Origin of the sequence: Moritella dasanensis ArB 0140, assembly GCF_000276805.1 — a bacterium.
Lineage (GTDB): Bacteria > Pseudomonadota > Gammaproteobacteria > Enterobacterales > Moritellaceae > Moritella > Moritella dasanensis.
In genome coordinates, this window is the sequence record NZ_AKXQ01000002.1 from 216,947 (window position 1) to 232,530 (window position 15,584).

General features: G+C 41.0%; 9 protein-coding genes. All 9 read right to left on the minus strand.

The features are described 5' to 3' along the window. Positions 1-18: 18 nt before the first annotated feature. A complete protein-coding gene (locus A923_RS0102730; protein WP_026006031.1) occupies positions 19-1,047 on the minus strand; it encodes a TIGR01620 family protein in 1,029 nt (342 codons plus the stop codon). Then, on the minus strand, positions 1,038-2,495 hold the full coding sequence (locus tag A923_RS0102735) for a YcjX family GTP-binding protein (protein ID WP_017220113.1): 1,458 nt from the start codon (positions 2,493-2,495) through the stop codon (positions 1,038-1,040). The genes A923_RS0102730 and A923_RS0102735 overlap by 10 nt, the downstream gene beginning before the upstream one ends. A gap of 144 nt (positions 2,496-2,639) precedes the next feature. Continuing rightward, positions 2,640-3,578 (minus strand): metal-dependent hydrolase, encoded by a 939-nt coding sequence (locus A923_RS0102740; protein WP_017220114.1) that lies wholly within the window; start codon positions 3,576-3,578, stop codon positions 2,640-2,642. A gap of 197 nt (positions 3,579-3,775) precedes the next feature. Then, positions 3,776-5,074, minus strand: a complete 1,299-nt coding sequence (locus A923_RS0102745; protein ID WP_017220115.1) for a DEAD/DEAH box helicase — start codon at positions 5,072-5,074, stop codon at positions 3,776-3,778. A 238-nt stretch (positions 5,075-5,312) separates the two neighbouring features. Next, positions 5,313-6,161: a formate/nitrite transporter family protein gene (locus A923_RS0102750; RefSeq protein WP_017220116.1), complete on the minus strand. Its 849-nt coding sequence runs from the start codon at positions 6,159-6,161 to the stop codon at positions 5,313-5,315. A gap of 147 nt (positions 6,162-6,308) precedes the next feature. Then, complete coding sequence (gene nirD, locus A923_RS0102755; protein ID WP_017220117.1) at positions 6,309-6,635, minus strand: nitrite reductase small subunit NirD; 327 nt, start codon at positions 6,633-6,635, stop codon at positions 6,309-6,311. Next, on the minus strand, positions 6,632-9,178 hold the full coding sequence (gene nirB, locus A923_RS0102760; protein ID WP_017220118.1) for a nitrite reductase large subunit NirB: 2,547 nt from the start codon (positions 9,176-9,178) through the stop codon (positions 6,632-6,634). Before nirB ends, nirD begins: the two co-directional genes overlap by 4 nt. A gap of 279 nt (positions 9,179-9,457) precedes the next feature. Beyond that, positions 9,458-12,211, minus strand: a complete 2,754-nt coding sequence (locus tag A923_RS0102765; RefSeq protein WP_337454607.1) for an HD domain-containing phosphohydrolase — start codon at positions 12,209-12,211, stop codon at positions 9,458-9,460. Positions 12,212-12,522: 311 nt separating this feature from the next. Continuing rightward, positions 12,523-15,357 (minus strand): HD domain-containing phosphohydrolase, encoded by a 2,835-nt coding sequence (locus tag A923_RS0102770; RefSeq protein WP_237716159.1) that lies wholly within the window; start codon positions 15,355-15,357, stop codon positions 12,523-12,525. Positions 15,358-15,584: the final 227 nt, after the last annotated feature.

Genomic DNA, 15,584 nt, shown 5'->3' on the forward strand with positions numbered 1-15,584 from the left:
GTCTTGGTTAATAACGACTTAACCATTCATCCGTTGTAAAATACGCTTTATAAAATCTTTCAGTTTGGGTTTATTATCTGCCGAAAAACCAATTGGTCGACACGCTGTTACCGCCGCTAAACCAATACGCGCTGTATACACACCTGCACCAACACCTTGGCTCAAACGCGCGCCCGTGATACCCGCTAAACTCGTGGTACCAAATTCTTGTAACATTTCATCAAGGGCAAGTTCACTCACACCGATTAAAGCTAAATAACGCAGCACACTTTTTAATAGCTTGTAACGATTCGCCAGCGAAGGACGCATACCGTATACCTGCCCTACCTCATCAATCATTTTCATGCTGCGCCACAAGGCTAATAACATATCCACGGCTGCCCACGGGCTTGCTGCAACCACAACACCCGTTTGCACACTGTATTTTGAGACACGCTGCAGTGCTTCTTTATCTAATGGTGCTAAAAATACATTCTCAAGATGAACCATGGCTTCTTTATCATTACTGTAATCAGGCATAGATTTAATGCATTTTGCCAGTAATGGCGCTTGTGGTTTGCCCTTATAAAACTGCGTTAGCTTAGCGATAAGCCCTTTGGCTTGACCAACATCATTAGTGGCTTTTAACTGCTCGGCTTTATCTTGTATACCCGCTAATGCTGCCATGTTTTCTTTATCTGACATGAAGCTGAATACACTGCGTAATGCCAGCACAGTAACGATGGTTAACAAACCAGAAAAGCCCGCAGCAATAATCCAATGTAACGCTAATGCACTTTGGAAGATGGTGTATATTTGCCATAATGACATGACACCGAAGATACTCGCTGCACCAATAACAAACGATTTTAGACCTTTGATTGGTAGTGCTTCTAACGTCAGTCCACTGTATGTTTCATCAATGCCATCGTCTGCAGTGATTGAAACGGGTACTTGGCTTAAATCATTATCGAGATCGGGCATAAACACTTTGGCTTCACGCGTTGGCGTTGCAACCAAGTCGTCAGCTTGCATGTCGATGGTTTTACCTTGCTTGGTCATAGGCATTTGTCCCCTATTAATTCATTTAAAATACTATCAATTCGAATGTGTGGTAATACATCTTGGTTACTAAACGACAATCCTTGTGGCGGATTTAACAAGGGTATTTGCCAATCTAAAAATGGCTGCCACTGTTCGCCTTCAGGTATACGTGTGGGTATGGTTGGGTGAATATAACCAATTGGTTTACCATTCACACCACACCCAGCAATACCGCGATCGCCTTGATGTTTTATCTCTTTAGAAGAACGTACTGCTGCGGTTGCTTCACAAACTGGCTGTACCCCTTCATGCTGTGCACTTTTATAAGCTTGTTTGACAATGACGCCCAATAATTGCCGTACGGCATCATGATCTTCACTCAATACCTGATCGATCTTAGTCGCCGCAAACACCACCTTGTCGATCTTGGGTCTGAATAATTGCGCGAATCTATTTTGGCTACCGTACGAAAAGCTCTCGGTAATACTGGTTAAGGCTTGGCGCATATCATCAAGATAATCAGGCCCTGCGTTTAAGGTATTTACGACATCCACCAGCACTAACTGGCGGTCAATACGGCTAAAGAAGTTTTTATAAAAAGGGTCAACTAACTCTTTTACATACCCTTGATAATTGCGCTGACAGTGCTTGTAATAACTGTTTTCAGCGGCGTCACTTAACGCATCTTCACTGTATTTATGACAACCAAGTAGCGGCACAAAGTTTAACAGTTCGCTATTTTCTACCGAACCAGGCAATAAGAAACGTCCAGGTTGGATCAAACTTAAACTACTGTGCTTATATTTACAGTCATGTAAGAACTGCACAAACTGCGCGTTTAACGATTTCAATACGCTTTGGTCGACAGCCGATAACGGATCTAACTGACTTAATTCGTCAAATAAAGGCCCCATTAACTCACGTCGTGGCGATGCTTGGTATTGTCCTTGGCACTGTTCACTCCAACGCGCAAAACTCATTTCACGCAGCGGTAAATCGAGTAACCATTCACCCGGATAATCACGAATTTCTAAGAACAGAGAAAACTGCTCTGCTTTTAACGGGTTTAAACGTCGTCCAGCACGCGATAATCTTAATTCCAGTAAACAACCACTACTGTCTGTCGTTGACGCTGGCCACTTTGCTTGTGCTTGCGTTAAGCTCTGGTAGTTCTTTGCATACGGGAATACCGGAATATTGGTGTCAGCTAATGGGTGCATTTTCACGCCAAGCAAACGCTCACTCAATACCGGTGAAAAACCTGCTAAGCTGGCTTTCTCATGGTGCATTAATTGATTAATTAAACTGGTGATAAAGGTCGATTTACCACTTTTACTTAAGCCTGTTATACCGATACAAAAATAACGGTTTTGCAGCTTAGCAATACTCGCCAGCCCATCTTCTTTAAGGGACGTTGCTTTGCGGGATGCTTTGTTGATTAACTTGGAAAACTTTTTGTCTGAGTCTCGCATATACCTACTTCATACATTAAAAGAAAGGTGAACTTTATTATTACAAACAGGCTAGCTGTTACTATTAACAATTAGTTTACTATAGATAAGAAGTATACCCAAACAAGCTGAATGGCAGATGAATAAAGCGATTAATGTGCAGCGTTACAGCCTTAATGGCGAGATCGCTTTCCAACCATCTGTTTCTTTTTCTGCCAAGGCGAATTTGAAAGCATAACCAACATGGCCGGTTTTTATTCTTAGGTCTGTCGCAACTAATTGTCCTTCAACCTCTTCTAAACGAATAAACCCATTGGTAAACCAATCAAGCGAGGTTAACGCCGGTGTCGTGACATCTATCACGCCATAACCGAGATTTTGTTGTGCCGATATATCTAACGTATTCGTCAGTACATTCAGGGTAACGTCATAATAAATACCGTCATCAACAACGACCGCTATCCACCAGTTAAGACTTGGATAAAGCGGAGACAGGAATACCTTAGACGCAGGAATCCCCTGTGCTTGTAAGGCTGCATCGACTTTATTTTGCATTTGGTTTTGTATTAATACACTCAGTAACAAATAACCACTGCTGAGCAACAAGCCAATATGATTAACCCGCCTCGCCTTTTGCTTACTCTCATCACTATTTTTACTGCGCCACAAATAGACACAGCCAACTAATAACGGGATGGTATACAAGGGATCGATGACAAAGATAGAGGCGATAGAAATAGGATTGCCAGCTAACGGCCAAAACAATTGCGTGCCGTAGCTTGTGAATGCGTCAAGCAGCGGATGGGTGATTAATGTTAAACAACATAGCCAGAATAGCCGTTGATTGGATATCACATCACTTTTAAATTTAAACCTGAGGGCCGCAAAGCAGATAAACGCAAATGGAAATAATACAAACAAGGAATGCGAAAAACTGCGGTGTTCGGTAAAGCTTGCGACAGCATCATCTGCTGGCATAAAAACATCTAAGTCAGGTATCGTGCCCAAAGCAGCACCGATAACTACGGCGCTTCTGCCGAGTTGCTTATGGCCTATCGCGGCAGCGACAGCGCCACCTAATACGATTTGTGTAACTGAGTCCATGCTTGTTCCTAACGTAAAACTTTGAGTGCTATATTGAGTATATAGCTAAATTAATCGTATTTTATCTGCGAGGCAAGTTTTGGCGGGTTCTGATAAACAAAAATGGCTAAGGTCTCTCAACCTTAGCCATTTATATAACTAATCTAGTGCTAAATACAATTACCGACTTTATCTAGTAACTTGCCTAGCGATTTTTCCTAACGAGCAGGTTTAGTATCTTTCTTCGCACGGTTATTGGTTTTCTTACCATAAGAGCGGTTTTTAGCACGACGTTTGTCATCGTTACGGCCATTGCCTTTGCTTTGACCTCCGCTATTACGACCGTCATCAACAGGCTTGCTCAGGTCAGGTTCATAACCCGGTAACCATTGCGCCACTAAACGGGTATCAAGCAGTGTTTCAATCTCTTCTAACAACCAGTTTTCACCGATGCTAACTAAAGACGTTGCAGTACCAGATAAACCAGCACGACCTGTACGACCGATACGGTGAATGTAGTCTTCTGCTTTAAACGGTAATTCAAAGTTGATTACATGCTTAAGCTGTTCGATATCAAGGCCACGTGCAGCAACATCTGTCGCGACTAATGCACGAACGTTACCCGCTTTAAAATCTTCAAGACCACGTTCACGTGCGCCCTGTGATTTATCACCGTGTACTGCGATTGTTTTAATACCATCTTTACACATTTCTTTTGCTAGGCTATCAGCGGCCTGCTTAGTACGAGTGAAGATAAGTACTTGGCGCCAGTTACGTGAACCAATCAAGTAAGACGTTAATTCACGTTTACGATCGGTATCAACTGCGTAAAAGATTTGCTCTACTTGTTCAGCCGCTGCATTACGCGTATCAACTTCCACTAATAATGGATCGTTTAATAAGCCTTTGCTTAATTTAAAGATCGCTTCATCAAAGGTTGCCGAGAACAACATTGTCTGACGTTTTTTCGGTAGGTGCTTCAAGATACGACGAATCTCTTCCATAAAGCCCATATCTAACATACGGTCAGCTTCATCGAATACGATCTTTTCAACAAACTCAAGTGTTAGCGTTTCACGATCTAATAGATCAAGTAAACGACCAGGTGTTGCAACTAAAATGTCTGCACCTTGAGCCAGCGCTTTTACTTGTGGGTTAATGCTAACACCACCGTAAACAAGTTCAGCTGTTAGTTCGCTACCTTCGCTATACGTAACAAAGCTTTTGTGCACTTGCTGTGAAAGCTCACGTGTTGGTGTTAATACCAAAGCACGGATTTTCTTTTTGCCAGTTTCTTCTGATGCGTTAGCTGTTAACTGTTGAGCCATTAGTTGCTGGATAATAGGCAATGCAAATGCAGCTGTTTTACCTGTACCAGTCTGTGCACCACCCATAATGTCACGCCCTTCCAGAATTGCTGGAATAGCCTGAGCTTGAATTGGTGTCGGCGTTTCATAGCCTAACTTGGTAACAGTATTAATTAAATTTTGATTAAGATTTAAAGCAGAAAAACCCATAATGACCTTACTAAACACAACAAAAACGATATGTCGCGCAGTTTAGCAGAACTCTTACAAGATTGCAGATAAACTCGATAAAGGGCTGATTTAAGGGTTAGAGGGGTAACGACTGAATATAAAAAAACCAACCGCATCAACGACTGGTTTCATTTACAAACAAAAACGCCCTCTTCATTCATAACGAATACCAGGAGGCGTTTATTAATTATTCTAAACGATGCAAATCACAACATGATTATGCTTTAGCTGTTTTACCAGCTGTTGCAGTTTCAACGTTATCAGTTAATGCTGGCGCTGTTTTAGCGTGCGTTAGATATAACGGAATACATGTAAATAGTAGACCACCTACAAGGTTACCTAGCAGCGTTGGAATAAGGTTCCAATTTAACCAAGTAGCAACACCAACATCAGCGCCTAACAACATACCCAGTGGGAATAAGAACATGTTAACAACAGCATGTTCAAATACTAACGAGAAGAAGATGAAGATTGGTAGCCACATTGCCGCGATTTTACCTGCAACCGTACGTGCAGTCATGTTACCAATAACACCTAAACAAACCATTAAGTTACACAAAATACCTTTAACAAATACCGTGATCCAACCATCAAAACCATGCTCAGCATAGCCAACTGTACGCGCCATCGTCGCGCCAATGAACTTTTGCCCTACTGCGCCAGCTTCAACACTGAAGTTAGTCGTAAATATAAGTGCGATAAGGAAAGCAACGATGAGTGAACCAATCAAGTTACCTAGACCAATAAAACCCCAACAACGTAGAATGCGACCCCAAGTAATACCACTACGCTTATCAAATTTAGCCAATGGCGCTAGACCAAACACACCCGTTAACAAGTCATAACCCATTAAACTTAAAATACAAAAACCAACAGGGAAAACTAACGCGCCAACCAGACCAACACCCGTTTGCACAATCGCCGTGATAGCAACAACAACGGCTAAAGAAAGAATAATACCAGCCATAGTGCCACGTAAAACAAGATCCCTACTACTGGTGCGAATTTTAGCTTCGCCAACATCAATCATGGTCTGAACGAATTCAGCAGGTTTTAAAGCAGACATATAAGAACTCCAAGAATATTCAAAATTAAAAGTAAAATTATAAGAAAAAGGTAAATAATAAAGCAAAATCGTATAGGAAAAGGTGCTAGCCTTTGGTGGCTAGCACCCTTGAACTATAAAATCTTGTCGCTATTCACACAGTGCGTCTTAAGCGCTGATCTCGACAGCGTCTTTGTTCACACGCACTTTATACGTCGCCAGTGCCACCAAGTCATTTTCTAAACATTGACCTGTCGTTAAGTTAAAACGTTGTTTCTTCAACGGGCTTGCTACCCAAAGTTGCTCGTCATGCTCACAAATAATACCGCGTGAAAGCACGTTTGATTTAGCAAATGGGTCCATGTTGTCGATAGCAAATAACTCATCGTTGTCACGTGGACGGAAAATCGCAACTTGCTTACCATTAATCAGTGCACAAACGCCGGTTTTTGGGGTGATGTCGTTTAACTGACAAACGTTAATCCATTTACTCATGCGTGCTCTCCCACTGTGATTGCGTATGTATCTTTTTCTGCGATTGTAGCCGGACGATGTTGGTCACGTGCTGGAACAAAGCGCACATTACTGTCATGCTCTTTAGAGTTAATAAAGTGAGCGAAACGTGTTTGCTGCTCTTCACTGTCAACAACGTCAGACCATTCACATTTGAACTCACCAATTAGTTTGTTGATGTCTGTTTCAAGCTGCGCATTGATACCCAGTTTGTCGTTAACAACCACTTCACGTAAATAATCAACGCCGCCGTCTAGGTTATCCATCCATACCGACGTACGTTGTAACTTGTCTGCGGTACGTATATAGAACATCATGAATCGGTCTACATATTGAAGTAACGTCGCTTCATCTAAATCTGAAGCCAGTAAGTCTGCGTGACGAGGGCTCATGCCACCGTTACCACACACATACATGTTCCAACCAGCGTCTGTTGCGATAATACCTAAATCTTTACCCTGTGCTTCAGCACATTCACGGGTACAACCTGATACACCGAATTTCATTTTGTGTGGCGTACGAATACCTTTATAACGGTTTTCAAGTAACACACCTAAAGCAACACTGTCTTGCACACCAAAGCGACACCAAGTACTACCAACACATGTCTTCGCCATACGTAGTGCTTTTGCATACGCTTGACCGGTTTCATATCCTGCAGCAATCAGTTTTTTCCAGATTGTTGGTAAGTCACCTTTGTGGGCACCGAATAAACCGATACGTTGTGCGCCAGTGATTTTAGTATAAAGGTTATACTCTGCAGCAACTTCCGCCAGTACCGCTAATGCTTGAGGTGTAACTTCACCGCCAGCCATACGCGGAATAACTGAATAAGTACCATCTTTTTGCATGTTACCAAGGAAGTTATCATGGGTATCTTGCAGACCAACATTGTCGCGACTTAATACATGGTCACCCCAGCAAGACGCCAAGATAGAACCTACGATTGGCTTACAGAATTCACAACCGTAACCTTTACCGTATTTAGTTAATAGCTCTTCAAAGGTTTTAATGCCTTCGATACGAATAAGGTGGAATAGCTCTTGACGAGAATATTCAAAATGACTACATAAGTGGTTTTTCACTTCAATGCCAGATTTAGCCAGTTCCGAATTCAGTACTTGCGTAATAAGTGGTACACAACCACCACAACCGGTACCCGCTTTCGTTACTGCTTTGATTTCGCCCATCGTCGTATGGCCATCAGCAACTGCAGCAGCAATTTTACCTTTTGTCACATCAAAGCAAGAACAAAGTACAGCAGCATCAGGTAATGCTTCAACGCCCATTGCCGGTTTATCACCACCCGCATGGGCAGGTAAAATCAAGCTATCTGGATGTTCTGGCAAGTCCATGTCGTTTAGCTTAAGTTGTAACAAGCTACCGTAATCCGATGTATCACCGATTAATACCGCACCTAATAACTTCTTACCGTCTTCAGAAACGATAATACGTTTGTATACTTCTTCTGTTTCATTAAGATAAACAAAACTCTTACAACCTGGTGTGCGACCATTGGCATCGCCGATACTACCAACTTTCACACCAAGCAATTTAAGCTTTGCACTCATGTCAGCGCCTTCGAATGCGTTGTCGTTACCTAATAGATGGTCAACAGCAACTTGTGCCATTTTGTAACCCGGTGCAACCAAGCCAAAGAATTGTTCATTCCAAGATGCACATTCACCAATGGCGTAAACATCACTGTCGCTCGTAATACAATGGTCACTAATGGTGATACCACCACGACGGCCTGTTGCTAAACCAGATTGATGTGCCAGTTTGTCTTGTGGGCGAATACCCGTTGAGAAGACGATGAAATCAACTTCAAGCGTGGTGCCATCAGCAAACATCATGGTGTTACGTGCGGTTTCGCCTTTAGCAACAATTTCCAAGGTGTTTTTACTGGTATGCACTTGCACGCCCAGTTTTTCAATTTTTTTGCGTAGTTGCTCACCGCCCTCACGGTCTAGCTGTTCTGCCATTAATACCGGCGAGAACTCAATTACATGTGTTTCCACACCTAGTGCTTTCAATGCACCAGCAGCTTCAAGTCCTAATAAACCACCGCCGATAACAACACCGCTTTTACTGCGTTTTGCTGTTGCTTCGATAGTTTTTAAATCTTCGATAGTACGGTAAACAAAACAGTCTTTGCTTTCGTTACCTTTAATTGGCGGCACCCAAGGTTTTGACCCTGTCGCCATCACTAACTTGTCGTACTTAATTTCACGACCTGAGTTTGAATAAATGATTTTTTGCGAGCGGTTAATATTAATCGCACGTTCACCAATCAATACATTGATATTATGTTTGTCGTAAAAGCCTTCTTTTACTAACGATAATTCATCTGCAGTGTGGTGAGAGAAATAAGAAGAGAGATGGACACGATCATAGGCAACGCGGGGTTCTTCACAAAACACGGTTACATCAAAATTTTCAATTTCTGCTTTTTCTACTAAATCTTCGATGTAACGGTGGCCAACCATACCATTACCGATAATAACCAGTCTGACTTTGCTCATAAGTATTCCTATATATTTATTATGTAGGTATTTTGAGGTATTACTTAAGGGATGAACATGACTTAGATCAATTTTGGATAACGATAAGTGTGATCAAGATCAAAAGTGTGAAGTAAAACGTCATTTTGTGACGAAATGTGGCATTTGAGCAGGGGGATGCACGTGAATAATGGCATTAATGTAATTAAAAAACAACAAAACAATGAAATTAAATACCCACAAGTAGGTATTTAGGTGTATTTTGTTATTTTATTACAAGTTTAGTTAACTCACCATAAACTAGCGTTGACAGTAAATAGCGCGCAGTGCGTCGACATCGACAACATCAAGCTGTTCAGCCATCAAGTATTCATCCGCATAAGGTTGATAAATACCTTGGGTTAAAAATAAATCAAACACATCGCCATCCAAGTGCTCATCTTTAACCATGAATGACATGATCTTCAATGAATGGCTTAAGGTTTTGGCTGCTTTATATGGGCGATCATTGGCCGTTAATGCCTCGAATACATCGGCAACCGCAATCATACGACCACCGATTGGGATCTCCTCCCCTTTTAATTGCAGTGGATAACCCTGACCATTCATCTTCTCGTGATGGCTGCCAGCGATAAGCGGTACGTTCTTGAGGTGTTCTGGGTACGGCAGTTGATCAAGCATGAGATACGTTTGCACGATATGATCATTAATGTTGTAGCGTTCCTCTGGCGTTAACGTGCCACTTTTGATCATTAAATTATGCAGCTCTCCGCGGTTGTAACGGTGTTCAGGCTGTAACATTTTAAAGTCACGCTTGCTGTTTGCTTGTAACTGTTTTTTCTCTTCCCAGACAAATAAATGCTCGGGCTTGTCAGCAAGCACTTTCTCTGTGACTGGCAATGTTTTGTTAGCTTGATTCTTTTTACCTAACTCTTGTTGCGACACACCAATATCATCAGGTAATGTGCGCAACCAAGTGCGTTCGCCAATTTCAACTAAACGTTGCTGCTTTTCAGGATCTAAAAATTCACTGCCCGGATTACAACTGGCGATAAAGGCAAACTCTTGTTCTAATTCATCTTTTAAATCATCACAAACTTGTTGCGCTTCAGTTTCATTCATACCACCAGCAAGCGACTGCCAATAGACCACTTCAGCATCACGTTTTAATACTTCATAACGCATACGGATCTCATGAATACGATCGTAAATAGTTTCTAGTTTAGTGGCTTTATCCATCACGTAATCAGGCGTCGTCACTTTACCGCAATCATGTAACCAGGCCGCCACCAGCAATTCTTCCCAGCCTTTTGAGGTTAACGTAAAGTTAGCAAACTTATCGGTATCGTCTGCTGCAGCTTGGGCTAACATCTTGGTTATTTTAGGCACCCGCTGGCAGTGTCCCCCGGTATATGGCGATTTAATATCGACGGCTGTTGCAGTCATTTCCACAAATGAATGGAATAATTTACGTTGTTCATCTACTTTTTCTAAATGCTCTAATACAATTTCATTAAAACCAATAAACTCACGCACAAAGCGTAAACGATTTCGGGTATCATCTGTGATATCAAGGGTGAAACCTATTAATAACGCACCGGTATTATCATTGTTGCGATTAAACAACGGAATGATAAAACCTGAATGACACGACATATCAGTAAAAATATGATTGGCTTCATCCGCTGTTAGCTCATAGATGGACTCTGTAAAAGCGTTAGGATTGTGGTCGTACAGACACTGTAAGTTAAAATCTGTAGTTACGCCCGACTTTGCCGACAGTGTAAACACATCACGGCCATCGGGGGTATTGGTAAATAACTGGCAATCATCCGCTGACAAGATCTCTTTTACTTGCGTTACGATGGATTCAGACAGCGCTTCTGGACGTGACGTGCGTGCAACATTACGTAAATTATTAAAAAAATCTAATAATACATTTTCCATCAAACCCATCGCTTCGTTAAGCTTATCAATTTCTTGAATATGCGATGGCTGATAACGCTTACGTTGAAAGCGAAAACGTTGGATATTTTCGATAGAGTTGGTTAAATAAGTCAGCGGGCTAGCAATGCGGCGAGCGATATACAGCACAATTAGAAATGAAATAATGACAGCAAAAAGCGAAATGATAATAAGGTCATTACGCAGACTAGAGGAGGTTTCAAACAAATCATCATGGGACACAAAGTTCACCACGCGCAGCATACTACTATCTGCAAGCGTTAGCGGCGAAATCATTAATTCCCAAGTCTTACCTTGCCAAACGACGGTTTTTGCCGACAGCCTTGATTTATTTTCCGCTGCTAATTCTGTCACTAACGTATCAAACTCTAGGTCTGCAGCAGTAAATAAATCCTTACCCATCATCAACGAGAAGAGCTGATTACTACCAATGATTTGCGCGTCAGCATTGAGTAAAAATATATTAGAGTTAGGTGAGAATTCAAAATACTGTACTAATTTAGTCAATTTATCTAAGGTAATATCTACCCCAATAATCGCATCACCAGAACGTGTTTTACGTGAAAAAGTGATGCCATCTTGTGCTGGATTAGAAAAGTTATACGGACCAGTCATGTAGATTTGTTCAGGATTTTTAACTTCGCTATACCAAAGTCGGTCACGGGTATCGTAATCACTGCTAATGTGCTGTTCTTCCATCAAGTTCATATTTGTATCATAGAACTGAATACGCTGTGCACCAAGCGTATAATAACGCACCATTAAGCGCGCATCGACGGGCGCTGATAAGCTTTGTTTGATCTTTACGTCATGCAGGGGTTGAAACAGAAAAGCACTGCCATCTTCTTTACCAAAATACATTGAATCCAAATACTGATTTTTTTCCAGTATCGTCGTCATCGCATCAAGCCAAGCAGGATCGGGAATACCCACATCACGTGAGCTAAATCGCCCCATCGCCAAGGTATTTAATAACGTACTGAGTGGTGAAGTCACTTTTTCAATTTTAACTGGCAGTTCTTCTGCGTAGTTGGTCACGATATCTTTCGATAAGGTTGTTGATATTTCTTGAGAGTGCTGGACACTCACATAGATTAACGCGCCACTCAGCAAAGATATTATCGAAATAAATATACTTGCTATATATCGCCTAAATGACATCGACTTAATGATCAAACCACTACTCTTCCATCTGTTAAAGTGTCGCTATAATAAGCTTTCGTTTCCGTGAAAGATATGAAATAACCGCTTGAAATCGCATAAACATAATTTCTATATTGCTCTTTATAAAACGATAATATTTCACTTTATAATGCAGCCCATTATATAAAAGTGTTCACTTTATAGTGTCGCGAGTACAGCTAAAACAAGCGTCTTAGCTAACAGTTGTACGCTTACTTTCATTTTAACACCGCTTTAATAGCGCATATATCAACCTTATCAAGCTGTGACTCGGCTAAGTACTCATCTGCGTATTGTTGATAGATACCTTGAGTAATAAACAATTCGAATAAGTCTGCGTCTAACTCACCCTTTTTAACCATCGCAGCCATAATCATTAACGACTCATTTAACGTCTTCGCTTTTTTATATGCCCGTTCAGCGGTCGTTAGCGCTTCAAATATATCAGCAATGGCAATCATCCGGCCACCAAGCGGGATTTGATTACCTTTTAGCTTCAGCGGGTAACCATTACCATTCATTTTCTCGTGGTGAGAGCCAGCAATAAGTGGCACATTTTTTAAATGTTCAGGGTATGGTAATTGATCCAGCATTAAATACGTTTGTATGATGTGGTCATTGACGTTATAGCGTTCTTCAGCTGTCAATGTACCACTGGTGACACGTAAATTATGTAATTCACCACGGTTGTATTGATGTTCAGGTTTGACTAACTTGAATTCACGTTTGCTCTGCGATTCTAATCTTTTGCTTTCTAGCCAAGGATATAAATGCGTTTGCTTGTCTGCCAATATTTGTTCTGTGATCGGCAGTGCTTGACTCGCGGTATCTGCTTTATCGAGTGATTCTTGCGATACGCCGATATTATCTGGCAGTGTGCGCAGCCAAGTTCGGCCAGCTATTTGCTCTAAGCGCGCTATCGATTCGGGCTGTAAGGGCTCATGACCAATATTACACTGCGCAATAAATTCAAACTCACTTTCTAATACGCGTTTTTGTTCATCACAGGCTACTTTCGCGGCAATTTTATCTTGCCCTTGGGCAACGGCTTTCCAATAGACAATATCAGCATCACGTTTAAGCACTTCATAACGCATTCTCACTTCATGGATACGGTCATAAATCGTCTCAAGCTTGGTGGCTTTGTCCATCACATAGTCAGGTGTTGTTACCTTACCGCAGTCATGCAACCATGCCGCCATCAGTAGTTCCTCCCAACCGTCTTCGGTTAATGAGAACGCCTTAAATGTTTGATTATCTTGCTCTGCTGCTTTCGCGATCATCTTGGTAATTTGCGGCACACGCTGACAATGGGTTCCCGTGTAAGGAGACTTGATATCAACCGACGTCGCCATCATTTCCACAAAAGAATGGAATAATGCGCGTTGCTCATGCTCTTGTTCAAGTTGCTCAAGTACAATTTCATTAAAAGCTAAAAATTCACGCACAAAATGAATACGATTACGGGAATAGGCGTTTATATTCCCTTTAACACCGACAACTAACGCACCTATATGTATATTTGCACGGTTTAATAATGGAATGATAAAACCTGTTGTACATTGCGCCCCCACAAATAAGACTTTACTGTCTTTTTGCTTTAACTCGTAGATAGACTCTGACAAAATCGTTTTATTACAGTCATAAAGCGATTGTAAATCAAAACACTCACCCGTTTCTGAATTTGCCGTCATTTTAAATGAATGGCGATCCAGGGGCGAATTAACAAATAATTGGCATGCATCACTGGCCAGCATTGCTTTTGCCTGCGTTACGATAGACGTTGATAACTGCTCTGACTCTGTCGAACGAGCAATATCACGGAGGTTGTCGAAGAAGTCGACCAGCACATTTTCCATTGAACTCATGGCTTCATTAAGCGCATTAATATCGTTAATGTCTGATTTTCTATATGCCTTACGCTTAAAGCTAAACCGTTGAATATTTTCAAGCGATTTAGTCAGATAAGTGAGCGGCTTAGCGATCTTTTCGGTGATGACCAAAATAATAAGAAAAGAGATGAACACGGTAATTAAAGATATTACAATCAATTCATTACGTAATATTGATGAACCATATAACAGATCTTTATAAGCAACAAAGTTCACCAGATACAAAATATCTTCATTGCTAATAGCCAATGGCGTAACGACCAACTCCCAATCTTGATCTTGCCAAAATATGGTACTAAATAAAGTTTGATCTACCTTGATGTCATGAAAGTCAGGTAAAAACTCGGCTATTTCGAGTTCTTCCGCAGTAAACAATTGCTCACCATTAATGAGTGCTATTTCTTGATTACTGGAAATAATACGTTTTGATTCAGTCAGTAATAGTACCTTTGAATTAGTTGAATATTCTAATTTTTGGATCATATCAGTGAGTGAATCCAAGGTAAAATCAACCGCTATCACCCCTTGTTTATTCTTCAACATTCTTGAAAATGTGATGCCAATTTTACGCGAGAAATAAAATGCGTAAGGTTCCGCCATGTGAATATCCATGTCGCCTTTGGCGTTTTTAAACCAATCACGCGTACGGGGGTCAAAATGATTACTGTGCGAGCGTGTCGAGCCAATACGGCGCATTTTATGATCAAAGAAAATACTGTATTTCTGACCATTATTACGATTAATATCTAGCATCATAGTGGTGGTATCAGGGGCTAAATAACGCAATCGTTCCGTTTTGTTATGTATCGATCTAACAAGGTAAGAGTTACCATCGTTATGACCCACATAAAACGAGGCAATATGCTGGTTTTTAGTTAACAACATATTCATCATGTCTAACCATTGTGTCGACTGCTCATGAAATTCTTCAGCAGTAAAACCGGCATTGGCCAAGGTATTAAGCATGGTAATAAGTGGGGTTGATAATTCTTCTAATTCAACTTTGAGTTCATTGGAATAGTTTTTTACAATGTCTTGAGATAAAGAAATAGAGACTGTTTGAGAATGCTGCACGCTCACATAGATAAGTACAGCACTTAGCAAGGATGCAATAGAAAGAAAGATACCTGAAATATACCAACGAAATGAAACCGAACGCATGCCTTGCCAACCCATAACTGAAAATACTTATTAACATTTGCCTTAGAATAACCTTTAAATAGCACGCCGCATATTACGTTAAGAAAATAAAAGACCAATCTACAAAGTTCTATACGTTTATTTATAGCTTTATTAAATTACTATATCTATTGATAAACCATATCACTGTCATGGTTAAAATTCAGGCGGTTTATTATTGATTACACGCTACCTTATCGATTCTAGCG

What these genes read in the sequence shown, in the direction of transcription:
- A923_RS0102730 (WP_026006031.1), bottom strand. Translation starts at nt 1,047, where the DNA reads ATGCCTATGACCAAGCAAGGTAAAACCATCGACATGCAAGCTGACGAC.
- A923_RS0102735 (WP_017220113.1), bottom strand. Translation starts at nt 2,495, where the DNA reads ATGCGAGACTCAGACAAAAAGTTTTCCAAGTTAATCAACAAAGCATCC.
- A923_RS0102750 (WP_017220116.1), bottom strand. Translation starts at nt 6,161, where the DNA reads ATGTCTGCTTTAAAACCTGCTGAATTCGTTCAGACCATGATTGATGTT.
- A923_RS0102740 (WP_017220114.1), bottom strand. Translation starts at nt 3,578, where the DNA reads ATGGACTCAGTTACACAAATCGTATTAGGTGGCGCTGTCGCTGCCGCG.
- A923_RS0102745 (WP_017220115.1), bottom strand. Translation starts at nt 5,074, where the DNA reads ATGGGTTTTTCTGCTTTAAATCTTAATCAAAATTTAATTAATACTGTT.
- nirD (WP_017220117.1), bottom strand. Translation starts at nt 6,635, where the DNA reads ATGAGTAAATGGATTAACGTTTGTCAGTTAAACGACATCACCCCAAAA.
- nirB (WP_017220118.1), bottom strand. Translation starts at nt 9,178, where the DNA reads ATGAGCAAAGTCAGACTGGTTATTATCGGTAATGGTATGGTTGGCCAC.
- A923_RS0102770 (WP_237716159.1), bottom strand. Translation starts at nt 15,357, where the DNA reads ATGCGTTCGGTTTCATTTCGTTGGTATATTTCAGGTATCTTTCTTTCT.